The 23677-nt window shown below is 67.1% G+C and carries 17 protein-coding genes and 1 pseudogene; 8 read left to right on the top strand and 10 right to left on the bottom strand.

All coding sequences use genetic code 11. The annotated features are described in order from the left end of the window. Nucleotides 1-40: 40 nt before the first annotated feature. The 3 genes from ACN6LM_RS00545 to ACN6LM_RS00535 all read right to left on the bottom strand — a co-directional run bounded on the left by ACN6LM_RS00545 (nucleotide 41) and on the right by ACN6LM_RS00535 (nucleotide 4103). Nucleotides 41-334, bottom strand: a complete 294-nt coding sequence (locus ACN6LM_RS00545) for a putative quinol monooxygenase (RefSeq protein WP_445063238.1) — start codon at nucleotides 332-334, stop codon at nucleotides 41-43. Nucleotides 335-365: 31 nt separating this feature from the next. Continuing rightward, nucleotides 366-2927, bottom strand: a complete 2562-nt coding sequence (locus tag ACN6LM_RS00540) for a GH32 C-terminal domain-containing protein (protein WP_445063237.1) — start codon at nucleotides 2925-2927, stop codon at nucleotides 366-368. Between the two features lie 213 nt (nucleotides 2928-3140). Further along, nucleotides 3141-4103 carry a carbohydrate kinase family protein gene (locus tag ACN6LM_RS00535; RefSeq protein WP_445063236.1) on the bottom strand — a complete coding sequence of 321 codons (963 nt, stop codon included), beginning with the start codon at nucleotides 4101-4103 and terminating at the stop codon, nucleotides 3141-3143. A gap of 246 nt (nucleotides 4104-4349) precedes the next feature. On the opposite strand from ACN6LM_RS00535, the gene ACN6LM_RS00530 reads away from it, so the two are divergent. From ACN6LM_RS00530 to ACN6LM_RS00515, 4 genes are all read left to right on the top strand, one after another. Further along, nucleotides 4350-5372, top strand: a complete 1023-nt coding sequence (locus ACN6LM_RS00530) for a sugar ABC transporter substrate-binding protein (protein WP_445063235.1) — start codon at nucleotides 4350-4352, stop codon at nucleotides 5370-5372. 127 nt (nucleotides 5373-5499) lie between these two features. Next, nucleotides 5500-6495, top strand: coding sequence for an ABC transporter permease (locus ACN6LM_RS00525; protein WP_445063234.1), 996 nt, complete (start codon nucleotides 5500-5502; stop codon nucleotides 6493-6495). Continuing rightward, on the top strand, nucleotides 6492-7325 hold the full coding sequence (locus ACN6LM_RS00520; protein WP_445063233.1) for an ATP-binding cassette domain-containing protein: 834 nt from the start codon (nucleotides 6492-6494) through the stop codon (nucleotides 7323-7325). Before ACN6LM_RS00525 ends, ACN6LM_RS00520 begins: the two co-directional genes overlap by 4 nt. Nucleotides 7326-7399: 74 nt before the next feature. Continuing rightward, nucleotides 7400-8416, top strand: coding sequence for a LacI family DNA-binding transcriptional regulator (locus ACN6LM_RS00515; RefSeq protein WP_445063232.1), 1017 nt, complete (start codon nucleotides 7400-7402; stop codon nucleotides 8414-8416). A 157-nt stretch (nucleotides 8417-8573) separates the two neighbouring features. Here the strand turns inward: ACN6LM_RS00515 and ACN6LM_RS00510 are convergent, their stop codons facing one another. From ACN6LM_RS00510 to ACN6LM_RS00490, 5 genes are all read right to left on the bottom strand, one after another. Then, nucleotides 8574-10043: a glycoside hydrolase family 32 protein gene (locus ACN6LM_RS00510; RefSeq protein ID WP_445063231.1), complete on the bottom strand. Its 1470-nt coding sequence runs from the start codon at nucleotides 10041-10043 to the stop codon at nucleotides 8574-8576. A gap of 76 nt (nucleotides 10044-10119) precedes the next feature. Continuing rightward, entirely contained in the window at nucleotides 10120-10992 is an 873-nt protein-coding gene (locus ACN6LM_RS00505) for a carbohydrate ABC transporter permease (RefSeq protein WP_445063230.1), read from the bottom strand. Nucleotide 10993: 1 nt separating this feature from the next. Beyond that, entirely contained in the window at nucleotides 10994-11920 is a 927-nt protein-coding gene (locus tag ACN6LM_RS00500; protein ID WP_445063229.1) for a carbohydrate ABC transporter permease, read from the bottom strand. Between the two features lie 71 nt (nucleotides 11921-11991). Next, on the bottom strand, nucleotides 11992-13293 hold the full coding sequence (locus ACN6LM_RS00495) for a sugar ABC transporter substrate-binding protein (RefSeq protein ID WP_445063228.1): 1302 nt from the start codon (nucleotides 13291-13293) through the stop codon (nucleotides 11992-11994). Nucleotides 13294-13437: 144 nt separating this feature from the next. Further along, nucleotides 13438-14472 carry a LacI family DNA-binding transcriptional regulator gene (locus ACN6LM_RS00490; protein ID WP_445063227.1) on the bottom strand — a complete coding sequence of 345 codons (1035 nt, stop codon included), beginning with the start codon at nucleotides 14470-14472 and terminating at the stop codon, nucleotides 13438-13440. A 539-nt stretch (nucleotides 14473-15011) separates the two neighbouring features. Between ACN6LM_RS00490 and ACN6LM_RS00485 the strand changes: the two genes are divergently transcribed. After that, the gene (locus tag ACN6LM_RS00485) at nucleotides 15012-17801 is read left to right on the top strand and encodes a GH32 C-terminal domain-containing protein (RefSeq protein WP_445063226.1); all 2790 of its coding nucleotides are present in this window, start codon (nucleotides 15012-15014) and stop codon (nucleotides 17799-17801) included. Between the two features lie 1108 nt (nucleotides 17802-18909). Then, a complete protein-coding gene (locus ACN6LM_RS00480) occupies nucleotides 18910-19704 on the top strand; it encodes an IS5 family transposase (protein ID WP_445063361.1) in 795 nt (264 codons plus the stop codon). Here ACN6LM_RS00480 and ACN6LM_RS00475 read toward each other — a convergent pair. Continuing rightward, a complete protein-coding gene (locus ACN6LM_RS00475) occupies nucleotides 19652-20245 on the bottom strand; it encodes a hypothetical protein (protein WP_445063225.1) in 594 nt (197 codons plus the stop codon). The two genes, ACN6LM_RS00480 and ACN6LM_RS00475, sit on opposite strands and share 53 nt — an antisense overlap. A gap of 129 nt (nucleotides 20246-20374) precedes the next feature. Between ACN6LM_RS00475 and ACN6LM_RS00470 the strand changes: the two genes are divergently transcribed. Next, nucleotides 20375-20998 (top strand): hypothetical protein, encoded by a 624-nt coding sequence (locus tag ACN6LM_RS00470; protein ID WP_445063224.1) that lies wholly within the window; start codon nucleotides 20375-20377, stop codon nucleotides 20996-20998. A 43-nt stretch (nucleotides 20999-21041) separates the two neighbouring features. Then, nucleotides 21042-21811: pseudogene (locus ACN6LM_RS00465) on the top strand (transposase). 245 nt (nucleotides 21812-22056) lie between these two features. On the opposite strand, the gene ACN6LM_RS00460 reads toward ACN6LM_RS00465, so the two are convergent. After that, a complete protein-coding gene (locus tag ACN6LM_RS00460) occupies nucleotides 22057-22380 on the bottom strand; it encodes a hypothetical protein (RefSeq protein ID WP_445063360.1) in 324 nt (107 codons plus the stop codon). Nucleotides 22381-23677 lie beyond the last annotated feature (1297 nt).

Genomic DNA, 23677 nt, shown 5'->3' with positions numbered 1-23677 from the left:
AGGGCTGGGTTCGCGTCTCAGGCCGAGAGACATCATGTCGTCACGACTCGGGAACGAGGAAGGTCAGGCCCGAGGCAGTCTCCTCGATCAGGGGGGCGAGGGCTGCGTTGAACGGGTCAACGTACTGAGCCGTGAGGTGGCGTTGAAAGGCGGCCTCGTCCTGATACGTCTCGAAGATGAGGTAGGCACGTGGGCTGGAGGCGTTGGTGTAGACATCGAAGGACAGGTTGCCAACCTCCTTGCGCACTGTCTGGGCGTACTCCCGCAGGAGGTGTGCGACCTCGTCCTCCGCTCCTTCGCAGGCGGTGAACTCGGCGAGCAGGGTCTTCTTCACGTTCGGGCCTTTGCGATCGGGGTCACTCGCGTCACGTCCGAGAGGATTCAAGGTGCCAGACGCGAGCGTGGTCCAGCTTCACTGAGCCGTTCTCGGCGAAGACCTCCGCTCCCTGGCTGGAAGGGTCGGGGAAGATCTGGTCCGTGATCACCGCTTCGCCGTTGCCGCCGAAGACCTCGACGGATGACCAGTCGACGACGATCCGCAGCTTCACCTTTCCGTTCACGGCGTGCAGGGGCGCCCGCTGGACGCCGGCGAAGGTGTCGCTGAAGTCCACGGCGCCGGATCGGGTCCGGTCGACGTACAGCTCCTGCGTCATGGTGTCGTATCCGATGACGGTCTCCTCTCCACCGGCGCCGGTGCGCACCTTGATGCCGAACCGTTCGGCGTCCTTGAGGGAGAAGGCCGCCTCGATGTCGAGGGCTTTGCCCCTGGCCGCGCCGCGGACCAGGGGCTGTGACGTGCTGGTCACCGTGGTGCCGGCCGACACTGCCGGGCGCCCCTCTCGCAGGGAGGCCAAGCTCCTCACCGGCTCACTGGTCAGCTTGATCCGGCCGTCCACGGTGCGCAGGGCCATCTGGCGGGGGATGCTCTGCGCACCGCGCCAGGGGGAGGTGGGAAGGGAACCGCTGTAGTCCCAGTTGTTCATCCAGCCGATCATGTTCCGCTTGTCGCCCGGTGCGTTCTCCCAGGACACGGCCGCGTAGTAGTCCTTGCCGTAGTCGGCCCAGTCGGCGCGCTGCACGGCGGACTTGGCGGGTGTTGGCGCGGCGGTGAACTGGTCGGCCATGATCTGGCCCCAGCCGCTGGTGTTCATGTCGACGATCTGGATCTGTGCCCTCTTGCCGGCGTACGGGCGCATGTCGATGGAGGCCCAGTCCAGCGTCTCGCTGTTGGAGCCGGTGGCGCTGCCGACGACCTTGCCGTCGACGACCAGGTTGACCGCCGTCTCCCGGGAGATGGGCTGGGCCCGGATGTCGGAGAGCACGATGTGGTCGACGTTGATGTGGCCCCAACCGCTGGTGTTCTCGTCGACAATCTTGATCTGCGCCTGCTTGCCGATGAGTTCGCGGACATCCCAGGCGTCCCAGTTGAGTGCCTCGCCGTCGTGTCCGGTGGCGCTGCGCACCGCCTTGCCGTCGACGAGGAGTTCGACGGCGGTGGGCGCGGCCTGGCTCGCAGGATGGTTGCCGCCGCCGATGAGGAAGTTGACGTAGTCCTTGTCGATGGTAAATTCCGGCGAGGTGAGGCTGCCGGTCGAGCCGTCGCCGTTGAGGAACGAGTTGGCCAGACCACTGCCGAGAAAGCCGGTGACCTCCTGCTGGCCGGCGTGGCTACCGGTGGCCGGGGCGGCTCCGAAGGCGTCGCCCGTGACCGTCCAGTTGTCGTAGGTGCCGTCTTCGAAGTCGGTGAGGATCGTTCCCTCCGGCACGGGCCCCCGTTCCTGCACGGTGCCCGCCTGGTGGGGATGGCGTCCACCGGCGACCTTGAAGTTGAGGTACGGGCTGTCGACGGTGAAGGGCGGGGAGGACAGGATGCCGGTGCCGGCGTCGCCCGCGTGGAAGCTGTTAGCGAAGCTCTTGCCCTCGAAGTCGCTGACGGGTCCCTGCCCGGTCAGCGCCCCGGCCGTGGGTCCCTGGCCGAATGCGTTGCCAGTGGCTGTCCATGTACCGAAGTCGGGGTTCTCGAAGTCCTGCATGACGGTGCCGGTGGGCGGGGTGTAGGAGCCCTTGTCGTCGGCGGTGAACTTCGTGCCGTCGAAATCACCGACGAAGTACTGGGCGCCCGAGCCGCCGGCGATGCCGCCGGGGTTGATGTTGACGACGAGGACCCATTTGATCTTCGTTTTGTTCCCGTCGACCGCGAGGGGGAACAGGTCGGGGCATTCCCATACGCCGCCCGTCGCACCGGCTGGCCCGAACTCGCTGAGCAGGTCCCAGTTCTTGAGATTCTTCGAGGAGTAGAACTGCACCTTGTGCTCGGTGGAGAGGGACACCGTCATCAGCCAGGTCTTGGTCGGGGCGTACCACTGGACCTTGGGGTCGCGGAATTCCTTGGAGCCGAAGTCGATGACGGGATTGCCGTCGTACTTGGTGAACGTACGTCCGCGGTCGTTGCTGTAGGCGAGCGACTGGGCCTGGGTGCCGGTGCTCTTGTCGTAGCTGGTGTAGATCGCCACCATGGGCGGGTTCTTCTTCGTTCCGAAGCCGGTGGTGTTGTTCCAGTCGATGACCGCGCTGCCGGAGAACACCATCTCCTTGTCGTCATGGGAGAGGGCGAGTGGCAGCTCCTCCCAGTGCATGAGGTCGGTGCTCACCGCGTGTCCCCAGGACATGTCGCCCCAGGAGTTGCCGCTGGGGTTGTACTGGTAGAAGAGGTGGTACTCGCCCTTGTAGTACACCAGTCCGTTGGGGTCGTTCATCCAGTTCTTCTGCGGCGTGTAGTGGAACTGGGGCCGGTAGGTCTCGGTGAACGGCCGGGTTCCGGCGGCGACGGCCTGAGGCGCCAACAGGGCGGCGGACACGGCGCAGACGGTCGCCGTCGCGGCGATCATCCGTGTGCGGGCATGCCGGGGTACGCGTCTTGAGGTCATGGTGTCTCCTGGGCTGCGGCCCTTTCCGCGGCCGGGTGGTTCCCGGCGCGGGGAGGGAACTAAAGGGAGTACTGCCGGCGCTGTGACAGCGCGTCGGCGAATGTCATCGTTGACTTATGTCAGCGATGACATCTGGTGCGGCCGATGATGGACACATTCCGGCCGACGCGTCAACGGCTGGGACGCCTTTCCGTCGCTCGAACGGACCGCCTATCACGCGATGATCCGCGAGGCGCGCTGCGGCAGTTGGCTCAGCCACGGAGGGTTCGGACCGGCGACCGAGCAGGTCAAGGCCGCGACATGGGCGGCGAACCGACAGGCTTCCGCCACCGCGCCCAGACGGAGATCGGTCAGCCGCCCCCCGAGGAGTCCACGTGCGCCCAGATGGTGCAGCAGACCCGCAGTGAAGGAGTCACCCGCCCCGATCGTGTCGACGACCCGCGTCGCCACGCCCGGCACATGCATCCGCTCGCCGTCCAGCGAGACAAAAGCACCATCTGAGCCACGCGTGACCACGACGAGCCGTGCTCCGGCAGCGTGCCAGACGTCGCACGCCTGCTCCAGGGGCACTTCTGGCAGAAGGAGCCCGAGGTCTTCCTCACTCAGCCGCAATATGTCCGCGAGGTCGCACCACTGCCGCAGTTTCACGCGGTAGGACTCGGGACGCACCAGCAGCGGCCGGACGTTGGGATCAATACTGATGGTGGCTTGGGGCGAGGCAGTCGCCAGGAACTCCTCCACCGCCGCCGCCCCGGGCTCCCGGATCAGAGCGAGCGAACCCGCGTGCAGACAGGCGGTGGAAGACAGGTCCACACCGGCCAGTTCAGCGCTCGACCACTGCCAGTCGGCCGTGCCTTGCGCGTGGAACGCATACATGGCCTGCCCCTGGGCATCCAGCTCCGCCACCGCCAACGTGCTCGGCTCCGACGCCACGACGGCCTGCGACAGATCCACCCCTGAAGCCTCCAGGTGAGCACGGAACAGCCGGCCGAAGACATCCCCGGACAGCCGCGCGAGGAAACGGGACGGAGTACCCAGCCGCGCCAGGGCCACGGCCGTGTTCGCCGGTCCACCACCAGGCAGTACGTGGAGGTCCAGCTCGTTCGGAGCGCTTGCGGGCCGGGTGAACGCGTCTGCGACGCATTCACCCAGGACTGTGATCTGACGCGGGCTCATGGACTGCTCTTCTCTGACGAACGGACGGGCAAACCAGGTACGCCGCGACACGGACGTTGCGGCCGCGGGTGACCGACGGGCTGGGGACGTTGCCGATTTGTAACAGCGGCAAGGCATTGACGTGCCCGGGAGACGGAGTCCATCATCCTCGGCAAGCAGTGTCAACGATGACATAAGTCAACGATGACACCGCGGACGGCACGCTTCGTTGCCAGCAACCCGCACGCGATTCCGCAGGAGCCCTTCATGTCTCGCCCCACTCGTCCGACCCCCTCCCTGATCAGAGCCGCCGCATGCCTGGGCATCGCGGCCCTCACCCTGACGGCCTGCGGATCCGGTTCCGGATCGGATTCCGCCGGCTCCGGCTCGGGCAGCGTCAAGGTCGGCCTGATCACCAAGACCGACACCAACCCGTTCTTCGTGAAGATGAAGGAGGGGGCAGAGAAGGCCGCCAAGGACAGCGGTGCGCAACTGATCACCTCAGCGGGCAAGTTCGACGGGGACAACGCCGGACAGGTCACCGCGATCGAGAACATGGTCGCCGCCGGGGTGAAGGGCATCCTTATCACCCCCAGCGACTCCAAGGCCATCGTGCCTGCCCTTGAGAAGGCCCGTGCCAAGGGGATTCTGGTCATCGCCCTCGACTCCCCGACCGACCCCCAGAGCGCGGTCGACGCCCTCTTCGCCACCGACAACCTCAGGGCCGGGGAACTGATCGGCTCCTACGCCAAAGCCTCCATGAAGGGCAGGACGGCCAAGATCGCCACCCTCGACCTGGCTCCGGGCGTCGCCGTCGGTGTCCAGCGGCACAACGGCTTCCTCAAGGGCTTCGGCATCGGCGAGAAGGACCCCGCCATCGTCTGCTCCCAGGACACCGGAGGCGACCAGGCCAAGGGCCAGACCGCGATGGAGAACTGCCTGCAAAAGGCGCCCGGCATCAACGTCGTCTACACCATCAACGAGCCGGCCGCCCTCGGCGCGTACACCGCGCTGAAGGCAAAGGGCCGGGACAAGGACGTCCTGATCGTCTCCGTCGACGGCGGCTGCACCGGGACGCAGGCGGTCAAGGACGGCAAGATCGCCGCGACCTCCCAGCAGTACCCGCTGAAGATGGCGGCCGAAGGCGTCGGGGCCGTCGTGAAGTATGCCAAGGACGGCAAGAAGGCCAGCGGTTACACCGACACCGGCGTCAGGCTGATCACCGACAAGGCGCAGGCGGGGGTCGCGTCGAAGGACACCGAGTACGGCCTGGCCAACTGCTGGGGATGAGTCGCCCGCCTACCAGGCAGCCGCCGCCGAACCCCATGGGCGAGGTGGCCGGCCCTGCTCCGGCCGGGGACGGCCGCCCCCGTATGTCCTCCCCCGAGGACCTCTGCTTTTCCGACAAGGACTTCGCATGACAGCCACCACCGCGCCGTACGCCGATCTCGACACGCCGAGCACGGCCCGCAGACTCCTCACCGCACCGACCACTGGCCCTCTGGCCGCGCTCCTTCTCGCCTGTGTGTTCTTCTCCCTGTCGACGGACCAGTTCCTCACGGGCGGAAACTTCTCGCTGGTCGTACAGCAGGTCATGGTCGTCGGCACCCTCGCCATCGGCCAGACCCTGATCATTCTCACAGCCGGCATCGACCTGTCGTGCGGTGCCGTGATGGCGTTCGGCAGCATCGTGATCGCCAAGATGGCAGCCGAAGGCACCCTGCCCCCACTCCTCGCCATCACCGCGGGTCTCGTCGTCTGCGGCGGCTTCGGCCTTCTCAACGGGCTCCTGGTCCAGAAGATCCCGCTACCGCCGTTCATCGTGACGCTCGGCATGCTCAACGTGGCGTTCGCCCTGACGCACATCTACTCCGAAGAGCAGACCGTCACCAGCCTGCCCGGCCCGCTGACCGCGCTAGGAGAGACCTTCCCGCTCGGCGGCACGGACATCACCTACGGCTCGCTGCTCACCATCGCCCTCTTCCTGCTTCTGGCCTATGCCCTCAGCAGCACCGGATGGGGCCGGCATGTGTACGCCCTGGGCAACAGCCAGGAGGCCGCACGCCTCAACGGCATCCGCACCTCCCGTCTGACCATCGGCATCTACACCGTCGCCGGCGTCCTGTACGGTCTCGCCGCCCTGCTGCTCATCTCGCGCACCGGGGTGGGCGACCCTCAGGCGGGACAGACCGAGAACCTCGACAGCATCACCGCTGTGGTCCTCGGTGGGACCAGTCTCTTCGGTGGGCGCGGTTCGGTCCTGGGCACCTTCATCGGTGTCCTCATCGTCGGTGTCTTCCGCAACGGCCTCCAGTTGATGGGTGTGGCCTCGATCTACCAGACCCTGATCACCGGGATCCTCGTGATCCTCGCGGTGACCGTCGACCAGATGTCCCGGAGGAAGACCCGATGACCACGACCACTCCCACCCCTGTTCTCCAGGCCCGCGGTCTGGTCAAGCGCTACGGACAGGTCACCGCCATCGACGGCGCCGACTTCGACCTGATGCCCGGCGAGGTCCTCGCGGTCATCGGCGACAACGGGGCCGGCAAGACCAGCCTGATCAAGGCGCTCACCGGCGCGGTGACACCGGACGCGGGCGAAATCCGCCTCAACGGCGAAGTCATCCGGTTCACAGGGCCGCAGAGCGCGCGTGCCCACGGCATCGAGACCGTCTACCAGGACCTGGCGGTGGCCGCTTCGATGGACATCGCCTCGAACATGTTCCTGGGGCGTGAACTGCGCAGGCCCGGGGTCCTCGGCAGCGCCTTCCGCATGCTGGACAAGAAGCGCATGCGCCAACAGGCCGCAGAGCACATGGCCGACCTCAAGATCGGACTGCGGTCGCTGACACAGGCGGTCGAAACCCTTTCCGGCGGGCAGCGGCAAGCCGTGGCCGTCGCACGTTCCGTCGCCTGGGCGCGCAGCGTCGTCGTCATGGACGAGCCCACCGCTGCCCTCGGCGTCAAGGAATCGGGGCAGGTCCTCGACCTGATCCGCCGCGTCCGCGACAAGGGCATGCCCGTCATCCTGATCAGCCACAACATGCCACACGTCTTCGAGATCGCCGACCGGATCCACGTCCACCGGCTGGGCCGTCGCGCCGCCGTGATCAAGCCCTCCGACCACACCATGGCCGAGGTCGTCGCCATTATGACCGGCGCGCTGGTCCTCGATGAGGCTGGAGGTACTGTCGTAGCGGATTCCGAGGCCGCCGAGGCGGCAGGGGTCCAGGCCACCTGACACGCGAAGAATCACTCACGGGTTCCGGCCGAGGCCGCGGCCGGAACCGACGAGCGCAGGGAGACTCCCGCTTCATGGCAGCGAACCGCCGCCCCACCCTGGCCGACGTCGCCCGTGAAGTAGGCGTCAGCGCCAAGACGGTTTCCCGGGTGCTCAACGAGGACGGCCCCGCCTCGGCCCGGACCAGGGAACAGGTTCTGGCCGCTGTGGCCAAACTCGGCTTCCAGCCGAACCTCATGGCCCGGAATATCCGAGTCGGAGGACCCGACACGACCATCGGGCTGGTCGTTCCCGACCTCGGGAACCCTTTTTTCGGCGCAGTGGCCGGTGGCATCGAGGACGTCGTGCGGGACCGCGGCCTGACCCTGCTCATGGGGTCGTCCGCGGACGAACCCACGCGTGAAAGGGGGTTGACCGACACGTTCCTCGCCCGGCGCATCAGCATCCTGATGGTCATCCCTTCCGTCGGCTCCGACCACTCCCACCTGCGGAGCCATCGGAGCACGGGGCTGCCCGTCGTCTTCATCGACCGGCCGGGAGCCGGGCTGACCACGGACAGCGTCGTGAGTTCCAACCTCGCGGGGGCACACGAGGGTGTCGCGCACCTGATCGCCCACGGCCACCGCCGCATCGGCTTCGTCGGTGACCTCCCCACCCACCTCTACACCCGCCGTGAACGCCTCGCCGGATACCGCTCGGCCCTGGCGGAAGCCGGCCTCCACCAAGACCGCTCCCTGGTCATCAACGCCCACGACCAGAACAGCGCCTCTGTCTGCACCTCCCGCCTGCTGGAGCTGGAGAGTCCCCCCACCGCTCTGTTCGCCGGCAACAACATCGTCGCGCTGGGAGTGGTCGCCGAGCTGGCCCGCCTCAAGCGGAAGGATGTCGCCGTGGTTGCCTTCGACGACGTGCCACTCGCCGAGGCCCTCGAACCCGCCCTGACCGTCGTGGCCCAAGACCCTGAAGAGATCGGCCGCAAGGCGGCGGAGACCGCCCTGGCACGGCTGGACGGCGACCGTTCCCGCGCCCGCACCATCACTGTCCCCACCCGGCTGATCGTCCGAGGCTCGGGAGAGCTCACGGCCTCGTAGGCACAGGAGGACAGAGACGGTGCGGGCCGGCACGCCTGTCCACCCGGATTCCCTCCACGTCTGTGATCCGCGTCGTGGCTGTCGCAGCGTCGCACGCTGAGACAGGGCGGGACTGCGGTGAAGAAATCCGGTCAGGCGTGCCCTGTCAGGCAGGGACTCAGTCGATCGGCGCCCGCCCCCGGCCCGTGAGGGTCGGCTCTCCCAGGGCGCCCGTCTGGGTCAGGTCCCAGGCTTCGACCGCGAATTCACTGCGCAGCGTGCCCGTCGTACGCACCTGGAGCCGCCACGGCCCTTCACCCAGTGGGTAGAAGCGCAGAGTGAGGACCTGCCCGTCGGCCAAGTAGATCTCGGCTATCGAGTGGTCCACGATCACGCGCAGTTCAACGGGATTGCCGGGGCGCTTCATCGCCGGGAAGGGCAGGGTGTACGAGCCTCCCCGGGCTCGTGTGTCGAGCGACGCGTGGCTGCGGTCGACGGTGAGGTGTCCGACCGCGGGGTCGAGACGGATATCGAGGTACTCGGAGCCGTCGGCGGACGTGATCAGCCGCAGCCCGCTCGTCCCCGTGGCGTCGGGAACAAAGGCGGCGGTCAGGTCGAAGGCAGGGCTGACCTGACCGAGCTCGACCGCCTCGGAGTGCGTGACGTGTCCCGTTCGATGAAGCGCGCGCGCACCTCGCAGAGCAAGCACTTCGCGAGCGGGGCGTTGGGCGACCGTTCCCTTCCCCGTGAGACTCACCTCACGGGGAAGGGTGAGAACACCGGCCCAGCCCGCCTCACGCGCCCAGGCATCATCGCGAGCCTCCCACACCCACGCCCACAGCAACCACCGGTCGTCCCCGGGGGCCCTGAGCAACGCGGGGGCGTAGAAGTCAGGGCCGTGGTCCAGAGGGACAGGGGGCGAATCCGCCGCGAAGTGACCGTCCTTCTCGCAACCGGTGTGGACGGTGGTGTGACTGGGGCCGTTCTGCGGGGTCCAGTCGCTGACGATCAAAGCATTGCGGTCGCCGAACGTCGCGTACTGCGGGCACTCCCAGCCGATCGGGCCGGTGCCGGCCGCGGGGTCGCCGGTGTGGAAGGGGCCGAGGTACGCCCAGTTCTCCAGGTCGTCCGACTCGTACAGCAACGCCGCGGCGCGGCCGTCGTCGAGGGCGGAGCCGACCAGCATCCGCCAGCGGTCACCCTGCCGCCAGACGTAGGGGTCCCGGTACATGGTGGTGCCGGCAGGAGGCTGAGGGATGAGGAGTTGGGGGCGTTTGACCCAGGTGTGGCCGTCGTCCTGTGACTCGGCGGTGGTGATGGGCTGCCACCAGCGGTCGTTTCGATGGGCTGAGTAGAAGGCCACCATGCGGTCATCGACGGAGACGGCGTTGCCCGAGAAGCAGCCGTCGGCGTCGTAACCGTCGGGCGTGGGTGCGAGGGCGACCGGGAGGGGCTCCCAGTTGATCAGATCGGGGCTTCGGAAGTGGCCCCAGTGCACGTTCGAGTGGTCTGGTCCGTGCGGGTTGTACTGGAAGAACACGTGATACTGACCGTTATGGAAGACCAGCCCGTTGGGATCGTTGATCCAGTTGCGGGGCGGTCGCAGATGTACGGCCGGGAGGTGGGGGTCGGAAGGCGACGCGGACACGCAGGGCCTTTCTCGGGGTGCGCAGAGCACACGGAAGTCGTCGGGAAGAGGGCGAGCGGCTTGGTCATGCCGCGGATCAGCCCTTGACGCCGCTGGAGGCGATGCTGTTGACGAAGGAACGCTGGAAGGCCACGAAGAGCGCCAGGATCGGCACGGTGATCATGGAGGAGTACGCCATGATCTGGCCCCATCCCACGTTCAGCTGGAAGAAGTAGGAGATACCCACCATCACCGGCCGCAGTTCCTCGCTCTGCACGACCATCAGCGGCCAGAGGTAGGAGTTCCAGGCCGGCAGGAAGGTCAGGATCGCCACGGTGGCGACGGCCGGCCCGGACAGCGGCATGACGATGCGGCGGTAGATGGTGAACCAGCCGGCGCCGTCCACGATGGCGGCCTCGTCCAGTTCCTTGGGGATGCTCTGGAAGTACTGGTGGAAGAAGAAGACGGAGAATGCGTTGGCGACGAACGGCAGGATCTGCACCTGGTAGGTGTCCATCCAGCCGGTGCTCCACTCCAGGTGGAATCCGTTGACGTTCAGCAACGGAAGCTGGTTGACCCACCACACCAGCGGCAGTGCGAAGGTCTCGAACGGCACGATGAGAGTGGCGATGATCGCGGTCAGGACGAGCTTGCGGCCGGGCCACCGCATCCGTGACAGGGCGAAGGCGGCCAAGCTGTTGACGACGATGCCGCACACCACGGTGATCGAGGAGATCAGCACGGAGTTCAGCAGGAACCGTGCTGCCGGGACCCGCTCGAACACGGCTGTGTAGTTGTCCAGCGACAGTGCCCCGACCGGCAGGAAGGCGCGCAGGGAGTCCAGGTCTCCGAAGATCTGGTCGTCCGGCTTGAACGACGAGACGAACATGAAGACGAGTGGCAGTGCGAAGACCAGGGCCAGGACGATGCGGCTGGTGTGACCGCCGAGGTACTTGAGGAAGGAAGTCATGTCAGTCCTTCTCCCGGGTCAGGAAACGCTGGACGAGGGACACGCTCAGTACGAGCACGAAGAAGATCAGCGAGACAGCCGCCGCGTAGGCGGTCTGCTGCTGGTCGTAGCCGCTGTGCACCGCCTGGTAGACGACGGTGGTGGTGGAGTCGAGGGGGCCGCCCTGCGTCATCACCCTGATCTGGGTGAAGAGACTGAGCGCCGCGATCGTGATGGTGACGAGCACGAACGTGCGGGTGGCGCGCAGGCCAGGCCAGGTGACGTGGAGGAAGCGGTGCCAGCGAGTGGCTCCGTCGAGATCCGCCGCCTCGTACAACTCGGCGGGGATGGTCTGCAGCCCGGCCAGCCAGATGATCATGTGGAAGCCGACGCCCTGCCACACCGACATCAGGATGATGGCGGGCATCGCGGTGGCCGGGTCGCCCAGCCAGTCCGGCCCCTGGACATGGCCGAAGGTGAGCGTGGAGAGGACGTGGTTGACCAGTCCGTCCTCCCGGTACAGGAAGGTCCACAGGAGCGACACTACGACCATGGAAGTCACGACCGGCAGGAAGTACACGGTACGGAAGAAGTTGACGCCCCGGACCTTGGCGTTGACCAGCAGGGCCAGCACCAGGGCGAGCCCGGCCTGGAGGGGGACGACAACGGCGGCGAAGTAGGCCGTGTTGCGCAAGGACTTGTAGAAGGTCGGGTCCTGGAAGAGCAGGGTGAAGTTCCTCAGGCCCACGAAGCGGGCCGGAGTGGGTGAGACGAGTTTCGCGTCGGTGAACGCCAGGGTGAAGGCCAGAGCGACCGGTACGACGAGGAAGACGATCAGTAGCACGACGGCCGGGGTGGCCATGCCGAAGGCGGTGAGGCTCTCGCGGCGGCGGGCGTTGGTCGTTCGGGTTCGCCGGACCGGACGCAGCCGCTCGTGGGCTGCGAACATGGTGGGCACGGTATCTCCAGGGGTCGGCCCGGTTCGGACGGCGCAGTGGCGCCCGAACCGGACCGGACGGGTCAGTTGGAGTAGTAGTTGTTCGTCTTCAGGTTGTTGTCGATGCTCTTCGCGGTCTGGCCGAGAGCGTCCTTCGGGTCGGCGCCGGCCAAGATGTCCTTGGTCGCCTTCTCGAACTCGGTGGATATGTAGGGATAGGCCGGGGTCGCGGGGCGCACCATGGCGTACTTGCGCGCGAAGTCGACGAGCACGTCGAACTTGCCGCCCGGCTGGTAGTCCGCGATCTGCTGCGCGGCGGCGTCGGTGGCGGGGATGGTGCTGGTGGCCTTGGCGTAGTCGACGAAGTACTTCGTCTGGCGGGAGAACTTCAGCCACGCCTGCGCGCCGGCCTTGTTGGAGCAGGTGGAGCTCATCCCCCACTGCCAGGACGCGCCACCGATCTTGGGCCCGTCACCGAAGTCCACCGGCGGGATAATCGCCAGGTCGTCGCCGAGCTTCTCGGCGTTCTTCGCGGCATTCCAGCTGCCGTCCCACTGAATGGCGCTCTTGCCGGCAAGGAAGTCCTTGTTGGGGTCGGCTCCGGACTTCTTCGCCATGTAGCCCTTGGCCACCAGAGAATGGAACCAGGTCGCCCACTCCACGGCCTTCTCACCATCGAGCGTCCCCGAGGCAGTCTTGTAGTCGCCCCGGTCGATCAGGTCCCCACCGAAGCTCTGCAACTGCGGGGAGTAGCCGTAGGACCACCACTCGCCGGTGCCGCCTGTGCCCATCTCCAGCGGGTAGTCGAACTTTCCGCTTTTCTTGAGCTTGGCGAGCGCCGCGTCGAACTCGTCCTTGGTCCAGGGCCTGTCCATGGTGGGGACACGGACGCCGTTCGCGTTCAGTACGGACTTGCGGGCGAAAAAGGCAAGCGAGACGTCGTAGAAGCCGAACGCGTAGAGCTTGTCGTTGTACCGTCCGACGGTGCTGTCCAGTTGGCCGAGGACGGGCACTTCGCTGCCGGAGACGTCGATCGGGTCCAGATAGCCGCCCCACGCCCAGTTCGCCACATTGGGGCCGTCCACGTCGAGCAAGCAGGGCAGCTTATGGGCAGAGGCCGCCGCGACGACCGAGTTGTTGTAGTCGCTCTGCGGGAACGCCTGCAGTTTGACCTTGTACTTGTCCTGGGAGCCGTTGAAGTCCTTGATGATCTTCTTCACGACATCGAGTTCCACCGAGTTGCCGGCGTTGTGCGTCCAGAGGGTGAGCGTGTCACCACTGGCACCGGACGTGCTTGCGCTGCCGGAGATGCATCCGGCGACCAGTGCGGTCGCCGCTGTGACGGCTACACTGGCAGCAGCGAGGCGTCGTGTTCTGAACAACATGAGGTTCCTCCATCTCACTGAGACGGGTCTTGCAGGACCCGCCCTCGGCGACCGGTTACGACGGTCGCTGTTCTTGGTGGCCGTCCCGCCACCCGCCCGGACTCATCGGTGCGGGCGGCGGGACGACTGTCTTCGGTGCCGGCATCAGCCACGGGTGGGTGCGGCGAGGGAGGCGCGGCTCTGCAGCGGCATGGGCACGCGGTGCACCACTGGTTCGAGCGGGCCGGGGCGGAGAATCAGCTCCATCGCGAGGTGTCCGAGCCGATGGTGCGGCAGCCGTAGCGTGGTGAGCGCCGGACGCAGCACGGAGGCGATGTCCTGGTCGTCGAAAGAGATGACCGACACATCACCGGGCACCGACAGACCTGCCTCGCCGAGCGCCTGGTAGGCGCCGAAGGACACCCGATCGGCCAGGCACACCAAGGCTCGGGGCCGGTGGCCCGCTGCCAGCAGGGCGGACACCTCACGGTGTCCGTCGAGTGTGTCCCAGTCGCACTCGACGACGCCTTCCAGCCGCGCCCCGCCCTCGCGCAGAACCTCCTCCAGACCGCGCATGCGCTCGTTACCGGCGATGATTCCCTCAGGGGTGGCCGGAACAGCCTGGTGGCCGCCGATCGCCCAGATGCCCTCACTGTGACCAGCCGCGAGCAGCGCCCGGGCCGCATCCCGCCCGGCCTCGAACTCGTCCGGGACGACGGAGGGTGCGTCGAAGTCGGGGGCCAAACAGTTCAGCAGGACCACGCGGCGCCCGAACAGCTCCTTGGGAGGGGTCACGTACCGGGTGAACATGGACGCGTAGACGACAGCGTCGACCTGCCGGTCCAGCAGGGCGTGGACCAGAGACGACTCGGCGGCACGATCACCGCCCGCCTCGGTGATGAACAACAGGTGCTCCCGCTCCCGAGCAGCCTCCATAGCCCCGCGGATCACTTCGCCGGCGAACGGTGTCGTGGTGATCCGGTCCGAAACGAGCCCGATCGTCTGGGTGGACTTCGTCCGCAGACTGCGCGCAGTGACGTTCGGGCGATAGCCCAGATCCCGGGCAGCCGCCAGGACGCGCTCGCGGGAGGCATCGGAGATACGCATGTCGGTCCGGCCGGAGAGGGCGAACGACGCGGTCGTCGGCGAGACGCCCGCTTTGCGGGCAACGTCGGCCATGGTCACGCGACGTTCGGACATCAGAGGATCAGCCCCGTTCAGCTAAATCGGATTAGCAAGGTGTGACGAGATTGCTCCACCCGTCATGCGCTGTCAACACCCCGGACATCTCACCTACATAACGACGGCCTTATGTGCCGTTTTAGGTGCCTACAAGGGGTGAGAAATCGAGTTCCGTCTGCGTTAGCTCTTGCTTTAGCGGCTGCGGCGCACGAACCATGCCGACCCATGACCTAAATCGAATTGGCGAACCGTCAGGTGACGGTCGGTCACACGTTCGCACCTCCCGTGCACACAACACGGCCATGGCCGAAGACGCAGCACCGTCGCCGATGCCGGCACCCCCGGCGATACCTGTAACTCCCCGCCACTTACCCGCTGCCCACGGACCGTGTCGCGTCCGGGGTCGGCGCCCCGTTCCACCCGCTCACCCCAACCCCACACCACCGGAGGTTCGTATGCGAACCCGCTTCCCAGGGAAACCTGCGACAACGAGCAGAAGCAACGTGCTACGCCTGCTGCTCGCGCTCACAATCTGTCTCGGTCTGACATCACCCCTGATGTCGGAGCCCGCCAGCGCACGCGAGACCGCCCTGTCCAACCCCGGCTTCGAAACCGGCGACCTCAGCGGCTGGACCACCACCGGAACAGCCTTCAGCGGGGCCGTCACTGACGAGCCGGGTTGGGGGTGGGGATGCTGCTTCAACCAGGAAGGCACCCACCACCTGTGGGGATTCGCCGCCGGCGGCGACGACGCCACCGGCACCGTCACGTCCCAACCCTTTACCGTGACCGGTACGGGAATGATCAGCGCCCTGGTCTCCGGCGGCCGTAATGAAGCCCAGCTGTACGTCGCACTGACCACCCTGGACGGAACCGTCCTCCACAAAGCCACCGGCACGGACGACGAGGCGTACCACCGTGTTACCTGGGACGCCCGCGACCACCTCGGCGAGCAACTGCGCATCACCGCGATCGACCAGGCCACCGGGGGCTGGGGCCACATCAACCTAGACGACGTGCGCGTCGGAATCGACAAGGCACCCACCCCTGCCGAGGAAGGGCTTGCCGCCTACTGGGACTTCGCCGAGGGCCGGGGAACGACGACCACGGAACGGATCAGCCAGGCCGCGGACCCCATCAGCTACGTCTTCAACGACGCGGTGTACAAGCCGGACAGCGCCCCCCTGTGGCGCACCGGACGCCAGGAGGAAGGCGTCCTGTCGGGCGCTCTCCTGTTCGACGGATACTCGACCTGGGTCACCCGGGCCGCCTCACAAACGCAGATCCCCGCCGACGGCATGACCGTCGAGGGGTGGGTCGCACCGCGGGCCTTCGAATGGGGCGACGACGGCAAGCCCTCCGCCGTTGTCAATCAGCAGGACAAGGCCGCGCGCCGCGGCTTCTCCCTGGGCGTCGGCCGGCACGGAGTATGGGAGTTCGGCGTGGGCACCGGGGATGCCTGGTATGAGACAAAGGTACCCAAGTCCGCGGCTCTGGCCGCTGGGAAGTGGGCCCACCTTGCCGCGGTATTCGCACCTGGCGAAGGCGCCATCAGGCTGTACCTGAATGGAGAGCAGGTCGCCCAGACCGCCATCCCCACGAGTGCCCGGATGGCCAAGGCGGACCTCCCGTTGATCATCGGGCGCCACAACCAGCCCACCATCATCAACGGCACCTTCGCCGTGAACATGTTCAACGGTCTCGTCGACGAGGTGAAGGTCCACACCGGCCCGCTCACCGCCGCCGCGGTCGCCACGAGCCATCAGCAGGACCTCCAGACATTCAGCGGCGGCAGCATCCCGGAGGCGCGTATGGCCATGGACCGCTCGCGCTATGACGGTGACCGCTACCGTCCCGGCTATCACTTCACCGCTCCCAACCACTGGATGAACGAACCGCACGCCCCCATCCAGGTCAACGGCAAGTACCACCTCTTCTACCAGCACAACCCCCACGGCCCCTACTGGCACAACATCGGCTGGGGGCACGCGATCAGTGAGGACCTGGTCCACTGGCGGGACCTGCCCGTCGCCCTCGCCCCCACCGCCGACAGTGTGGCGCCCGACGGTGTCTGGTCCGGTGACTCGACGCTCGACGAGAACGGCGTCCCCGTCCTGCTGTTCACGGCAGGCAACGACTCCCAGCGCCCCAATCAGGCCACCGGGCTCGCACGCCCTGTCGATCCCAGCGACCCCGACCTGGTCGAGTGGAAGATGCACCCGACCCTGGTCACCAGCCAGAAGGCCGATCTGAACGTCGGTGACGGACGGAAGGTCCGCTTCGGCGACTTCCGTGACCCATTCGTCTGGAAGGAGGGGGACACCTGGTTCCAGCTGATGGGCTCAGGTGTCCAGACCACGTCCGGCACCGACGTTGGCGGCACCGCTCTCCTGTACACCTCCACGAACCTCACCGACTGGTCTTACTCGGGCCCTCTGATGGTCGGTGACGTCGCTGCTCATCCCAAGACGGGCCAGGTCTGGGAACTGCCCACCTTTCTGCCCATCGGCAAGGACGCCCAGGGCCGCCAGCGCCGGGCACTTCTCGTCAACCCGGCCTTCCCCGCCGGTCCCGGCGAGTACAGCAGCAAGTACGTCTACTACTGGGTCGGCACCTGGGACGCCGGGGCCCGCCGCTGGACACCCGACACGACCGAGCCCAAGCTCATGGACTACGGCGACCACTTCACCGGCCCGAGCGGAACCGTCGACGACAAGGGACGGTCCCTCGTCTTCAGCATCGCCCAGGACCGGCGTACCGAACGGGCCCACTACGACGCCGGCTGGGCCCACAACGCCGGCCTCCCCATCGAACTGTCCATGCTCCCTGACGGAGACCTCGGCTTCAGCCCCGTGCAGGAAGTCTCCCGACTCCACACCGGCGCGCCGCTCCTGGACATCAGCGAACCGACCTCCGTCAACGACGCCAACTCACGCCTGGCCGGCATCAAGGGAGACATGCTCCACGTCAAACTGACCATGGAGCAAGGCACCGCCGGCACCTTCGGGCTGGACGTACTGCGCAGCCCCGGAGACGAAGAACGCACCCGCCTGTTCTACGACGCCCCCGCAGGACAACTGGGCGTCGACCGCACACGGTCCGGGAACAACTCGAGCGCCGAAGGCGACCTCGGCGTCCAGAAGGGCCCGCTCACGCTCTCCAGCGGAAACCTGACCCTCGACGTGTTCCTCGACCGCTCGATGGTCGAGGCATACGCCAACTCGCACAAGTCCATCACCACGCGCGCTTACCCCTTCCGCCAGGACTCGCAGGGCCTGCGCCTGTTCGGCGACGGCAGCGTCATCAAGTCCATGACCGTCTGGAGAATGGGCAATATGACCGAATGACCTGACCACGCACAGAGGGAGCAGGGCAGCTGACGGCCTCTCCTGCCCACAACCTGTTCGGGCCGCAGCCACGTTGGCTGCGGCCCGAACAGACGTCTCCTCAGACGCCGGTTCGCTGCGCGTGCATAGTTCTGCCGTCTTCGATGCCACGAAGCGGCACTCGGCATAGCTCCTGGACAACTATCAGTCTTCTGATCCCCGTCGGCGCAAGGCTGACGTGGTCGCTGCGGACCAGCCCGTTACCAGGACAGCGGCCCATGGCCGATCGCCCTCCCTTGTCGGCGTACGCACCTCCCCTCCCCCACGCGGACGCCATGCAGGAAATGGCGCCGCCCTCACCAGCCTCGGGCCGGATCGAGGTCCTGAACCACGAGAAGAGCAGGGGCAAAGTGTCATCTGGCGATCACCGGGTGACCGTCGCTGGGCAGGCGATTTTCCGGATCCCGGGGAAGGATGGGAAAGCACCACCGCAGCAACCACCTGCCGATACACCGCGCGCAACACTCGCAGACCGGCAAGCCAGGGGAAGCCCAGCAGAGGCGCGGGGAAACCGCCATGGAGAACGCGCGCACCGCATACGCCTATCGCGTCAAGCACCTCGAATAACAAGCAGACGCCTGGCACCAGACCAAGCGCCTGACCGAATACGTCACAGCAGTACGCGACCACGCCACATCGCTGCCACCCGGACAGGAAAGAACAGAAATCGAGGCGTGGCTCGCCTTCACGAACGCCCGGCTCCAGCACCTCACCGAGTCCGCCGCAGCGCCGAAGCTGCCCACCCCATCCAAGCCCAGCGGCGACGACCTCAAGCCTTTCCTCGGCCACTGGAGCCCTTAGAGGCCGTATCTCAACCGATGATGGAACGTGTGAGTCGAACGGGTTTCCCGCCGGGGTGATCTTCCGGCGATAGGTGCATGAAGGCAGGGCCCCTTGGTAGCTCGGAGGTGCGAACCGAACCGAGCAGTTCCAGGAGGCCCTGTTGTCGCAGTTCTACGTGTCCGCGCCCGCATTGTTCAACTCGGCTGCCCGATCGTGTGATTGTCTCGCGCACGTGTACGGGAACGCGGCTGATCATCCGGACCGGGTGCGCCAGTACCCGTCGGATATGACGGACGCGGAGTGGGCGGCTGTGCGCCCGTTGCTGCCGGTGCCGGCCTGGCTAGAGGGCCGGGGCGGGCAGCCCGAAGCCTACTGTCACCGTGCCATGTTGGACGCGATCCGGTACCTGGTCGCCGGCGGGATCTCGTGGCGGGCGATGCCCGCTGACTTCCCCGCCTGGGGCCGGGTCTATGCCTTCTTCCGCCGGTGGCGTGAGCACGGGCTGATCAAGGAGTTCCACGACCGGCTGCGCGGACAGGTCAGGATGCGCGAGGGCCGTGAGGCGGAGCCTTCGGCGGGGATCATCGACGCACAGTCGGTGCGGGCTGCCGCGTCCGTGCCGACTGCCTCGAGCGGGTACGACGGCGGGAAGAAGGTCCCGGGCCGCAAGCGGCATATCGTGACCGACACGCTCGGACTGCTGCTGGCCGTCGCGGTGACGGCCGCGAACGTGGGAGACCGGGACGCGGCCGTGCCGCTGTTGCGGCGACTGCGCTCACTGCACCGGGAGATCACCCTGGTTTGGGCCGACGGCGGCTACACCGGCGGCCTTGTCGGCTGGGCGAAGGAGAAACTCGCACTGACCTTGGAAGTCATCAAACGCACCGACGACATGAACGGGTTCGTGGTGCTGCCCCGCAGGTGGGTGGTCGAGCGCACGTTCGCGTGGCTGATGCACTCACGCCGTCTGGCCCGCGACTACGAAACCCTGACGACCACCAGCGAGGCGATGATCCAGTGGTCGATGATCACGCGGATGAGCCGCCGCCTGGCCCGGCCACGATCCCGCGGCCGGCACTGAACACCCCCGACCCCTCCTGGACCAGCCACCCGCGCTCCGCCAGGCGCCGGGCCTTCGAGCGCACACCCTCCACCTTCGCCGGCGTCGGCCCCAGTCCCAGCACCACCGCGATCTCCTTGGCCCGCACCGGCCCCTGGTCCGACCGGTCCGCCACCATGCCCAGGATCCGCTGGTAATCCGGCGTGAGAACCGTCGCGGGCAGCCCCTCCCGCCAGGACGGCACCGTCGTTCCCGGCAAGGGCGCCGGCACGGACACCGATTTCACCTCCGCCTCCGCATCGGTCACGGCGGTGGCCTCGGCAGCGGACACAGCCAGGGCCTCGACCAGTTCCTCCCGCGCGATCACCCGCCGGTCCAGCTCGATCTCCGCCGCCTCCAGCACGGCAGCCGCCCGGGCCGCCGCCTCCCGCAGATCCTCCACTCGCACGCGAGCAGCCGCTTCCCGTGCCTCCAGCAACCCCAGCATCGACGCCACCGCATACCCCTCACCGAACAGGCGGAACAGAACGTCGAGACTCTCCCTCACCTCCTCCGAAACCATGCCTGACCAGCGACAATCAAACGATCACGCCCGGTAGAGAAACGGCTTCTAAGAGTTGTCCCGTAACTGGAGGGCCCCCGTGCCGATCCCGGATCGGACCGTGTCAGTGGCTGATGACAGGATCGAGGCGTGCTGATCACGGGATACGACGTCGGCCCGTTGGTGCCGGGCGAGTCATTGCTGGCCCATCCGGGCTACTGGTCGAACTACCTCCTGACGATGTGCAGCGACGGAGGATGTCCCGAGCGCCCGCTTCCCGAGTGGTTCGGCGAGGACGGCGCCGATGTCGATGCCCTGTCCGAGGTCCTCTTCGATCCCGAGCACTGGCCAGCATTCAGGGTGCCGGCAGAAGACAGCCCCGGAGCCGTGGTGATCTACCGCAACCTGGATGGCGATTACGGCACCGACTACCTCCTCACCCATCCAGGCAGAAGCTACGCCGAGCAGATCGCCCGCTGGGACGGAGATTTCTCGGGTACTGGGCTGACATGGCACGAACTGATCCGGATCGCTGAGAGCCCGTCGCTTGCGGACGAAGGCGTCCAGGACGCGGCCACCCGCTTTCTGCTGCTGCTTCCCCTCCTCACCGACCCGGACGTGCCGGAAACAGCATCAGCAAAGCTCATCGCCGCCCTGACCGCAGTCGGCGCGCCGCAAGACACTGTCTCCATCGCGGCGGAGCACCTCCTCGCCCATCTCACGAAGAGATCCCGACACGACCCCACATGGGCGTCTCCGCTGAGCGGCAGCTGAGAGGCGTGCCGAGTCACCAGTCACCCCATGAAACGATCTTGGTATGGCTGGTGTAATCACGGCGCCGGAATCTTCCTGGACAGCCCCGTTCTCCGGGCTGAGCCCTCGCGCCTTCGGGAAGCTGGTGACGGTTCTGCGGCGTCAGGGTGCGGACGCGATCCGCAAGGCCGGCCGTGGAGTCTTCCGCTGGAGGACCGGGCCCTGCTGGTCGCGGCCTACTGGCGCACGAACCTCACGATGCGGCAGCTCGCTCCGCTGTTCGGGGTGTCGAAGTCGGCGGCGGACCGGATCATCGACCATCTCGGGCCGATGCTCGCACTCCATCCCCGCAAGCGGTTCGCGAAGGACGCCGTGCTCGTCGTGGACGGAACCCTTGTCCCCACCCGGGACCACACCATCGCCGAGCGGTCGAAGAACTACCGGTACTCCACCAACCACCAGGTCGTCATCGACGCCGACACCCGCCTGGTCGTCGTGGTCGGCCGACCGCTCGCCGGGAACCGCAACGACTGCAAGGCATGGGAGGAGTCCGGCGCCAGGGCCGCCGTCGGCAAGACCGTGACGATCGCCGACGGCGGATACCCGGGCACCGGACTCGTCATCCCGCACCGCCGGCAGCGCGGCCAGACCGAACTGCCGGACTGGAAGGAGGAACACAACAAGTCCCACAAGCAGGTCCGGGCCCGGGTCGAGCACGTCTTCGCCCGCATGAAGACCTGGAAGATCCTCCGCGACTGCCGCCTCAAGGGCGAAGGCGTCCACCACGCCATGCTCGGCATCGCCCGGATGCACAACCTCGCCCTCGCCGGATAGGGAAGCGGGCCGCACGGCAGCCCACCACGCTTGAGACGACCAGAAGATCATTTACGGGACAGCCCTTAGGGGATATTGGTCCGTCGGCACCATCACCAAGCACGCGAAGCGCCACTCATAGGTAACCGGCAGTCCGCCTCATCCCGGAGCTGTCCTGACGGGCGCGGCGCCGGTTGTTCAGGAGGCGGTGACGCCCCATCCAGGGTCCTGGTCCCGTCGGGCGATGTGCTGGTTCGGTGTGGTGTTCATGGCTCAGAGCGTACGCCCCGTGGTCGGGGCGTATCACCGGTGTGGTGGAAGCAGCACGTTACGCCGGGGGCCGGTGCTCGTGGTTCCTCGGGGTGGGGGGCATACAGTGTGCGACCGCCGGGGAATCGCCCGCGTTCGGCAACCAGGGCCGCGCCATTGTCGATCTCGTCCTTCGTCCAGTCCGTGATGTCCAGAAGCAGCCCGTCCAACGGCCCGCCGATGAGCGCGGCGTAGGTTCGCCACGGCACTGGGACTGTGCTGGGGAGGCCGCGACCGTCTCCGTAGACCCGGCGTCGCAGCAACTCCCAGCGCATGTTCATGCGGCCCAGCGTCTCCGGTGCCGACGGCATCGAGGGCTCACCCGGCGAGGTGATGTCGGCACGTGGTGTGGGCGGCTGTGTGATGTTCTGAAGCTGGCCGAACGAGATGCGCCAGGCGTAGGTCAGGGATGCCAGGCCGAGGGCGAAGAGGACCGGCCACAGGAGCCAGCCTGCGGGCCAGCTTTGGCTGAGCATGAGGCCAGAGAGGGTCGTCGAAGCGATCGTGAACAGCGGTGCGATCCAGGAGATCGCAGAGGTTCCGGGTCGGCGGCCGCCGAAGACGCTCGCGATGATCAGGTGCATCCCCACGTTGAAGGGAACCAGGAGCCACATCACCCAACCGTCGTCTTCGGTGCTGGTGGTGAGAGCGACGGCGGAGGGGACGGCCGCGACCAGCACCAGGTGGCAGAGGCCCAGGAAAGTGATGATGATCCGGGTGAGCCGGCCGACCTGTGGTCTGACGAGGACAGGGTGGGCATCACTGGCGGGCGCGTCCGGGGTCGGCTGTTGCGGGGCGTCGTCCTCCGGGGGGAGAGGTGCGCCGATCAGTTCCTGCAGGTCCCTGTCGTCGGTGGTACAGGCTTGGGCCTCGCTGATGAGGCTGATGGCCCATTGGTTGATGTCGGGGTCGCAACCCGGATCGGCAGCCCGGTTCGCAACGGCTTGTTCGAGGTCGCTGAGCCACTGGCGGGCGTGGTCGGTGCTGAGTTCAGTGGTGGCGGTCTGGACGGCGAGCGGCAGGAGACGTTCGGGGTCGGCGGCGACGGCCCGGTGGGCACCGGCAGAGAGTCCGGGCTGGTCCTTGGCGGTGCGGGCGACGGTGCTGAGTGTCTGGTGGCGTTGGCCGGTCGCGAGGGCGTCGTGCTGGAGGAAGGCTTCGATGAACTCTTCGCCGCTGTCGGCCTCGACTTCGGCGAGCCAGGCGGCGGCGAGCGGTTCACCGACGGATCCCCAGTGGGCTCCATCGGTGGCCGGGTAGGCGGCGGTCAGGACGTCGTCGAGTGCGGCCAGCTGGCGGGCATCGGGCGGGGCGGTGGCCCCGTAGCCGCGGTGGTGGGTGTCGAAGCCAGCCCGGATGGCGGCGCGGCCCTCTTGCGCGGTTCGTGCTCCGGCGAGGAACTGGGCGGTGATCAGGGAGCGAAGCAGTTTGTCGTCGGCGATACCTGCAGGGAGGCGGGCTTCGGCGACGCGCCGTACGTACTCCACCTCGTTGGCGAGCAGGACCTCCATGGGGTGGTCGTTGAGGGCGAACTCGGGGTTGGCGTGGGCCAGCACGTCGGCGAGTGCGGCGATGTGG

The sequence above is a fragment of the Streptomyces sp. SAS_281 genome (assembly GCF_052542855.1).
This window is presented reverse-complemented; position numbering and strand designations above follow the sequence as displayed.

What these genes read in the sequence shown, in the direction of transcription:
- ACN6LM_RS00535 (WP_445063236.1), bottom strand. Translation starts at nt 4,103, where the DNA reads ATGAGCCCGCGTCAGATCACAGTCCTGGGTGAATGCGTCGCAGACGCG.
- ACN6LM_RS00525 (WP_445063234.1), top strand. Translation starts at nt 5,500, where the DNA reads ATGACAGCCACCACCGCGCCGTACGCCGATCTCGACACGCCGAGCACG.
- ACN6LM_RS00485 (WP_445063226.1), top strand. Translation starts at nt 15,012, where the DNA reads ATGTCGGAGCCCGCCAGCGCACGCGAGACCGCCCTGTCCAACCCCGGC.
- ACN6LM_RS00495 (WP_445063228.1), bottom strand. Translation starts at nt 13,293, where the DNA reads ATGTTGTTCAGAACACGACGCCTCGCTGCTGCCAGTGTAGCCGTCACA.
- ACN6LM_RS00505 (WP_445063230.1), bottom strand. Translation starts at nt 10,992, where the DNA reads ATGACTTCCTTCCTCAAGTACCTCGGCGGTCACACCAGCCGCATCGTC.
- ACN6LM_RS00530 (WP_445063235.1), top strand. Translation starts at nt 4,350, where the DNA reads ATGTCTCGCCCCACTCGTCCGACCCCCTCCCTGATCAGAGCCGCCGCA.
- ACN6LM_RS00540 (WP_445063237.1), bottom strand. Translation starts at nt 2,927, where the DNA reads ATGACCTCAAGACGCGTACCCCGGCATGCCCGCACACGGATGATCGCC.
- ACN6LM_RS00480 (WP_445063361.1), top strand. Translation starts at nt 18,910, where the DNA reads ATGACGGACGCGGAGTGGGCGGCTGTGCGCCCGTTGCTGCCGGTGCCG.
- ACN6LM_RS00520 (WP_445063233.1), top strand. Translation starts at nt 6,492, where the DNA reads ATGACCACGACCACTCCCACCCCTGTTCTCCAGGCCCGCGGTCTGGTC.
- ACN6LM_RS00460 (WP_445063360.1), bottom strand. Translation starts at nt 22,380, where the DNA reads ATGAACATGCGCTGGGAGTTGCTGCGACGCCGGGTCTACGGAGACGGT.
- ACN6LM_RS00475 (WP_445063225.1), bottom strand. Translation starts at nt 20,245, where the DNA reads ATGGTTTCGGAGGAGGTGAGGGAGAGTCTCGACGTTCTGTTCCGCCTG.
- ACN6LM_RS00490 (WP_445063227.1), bottom strand. Translation starts at nt 14,472, where the DNA reads ATGTCCGAACGTCGCGTGACCATGGCCGACGTTGCCCGCAAAGCGGGC.
- ACN6LM_RS00515 (WP_445063232.1), top strand. Translation starts at nt 7,400, where the DNA reads ATGGCAGCGAACCGCCGCCCCACCCTGGCCGACGTCGCCCGTGAAGTA.
- ACN6LM_RS00500 (WP_445063229.1), bottom strand. Translation starts at nt 11,920, where the DNA reads ATGTTCGCAGCCCACGAGCGGCTGCGTCCGGTCCGGCGAACCCGAACG.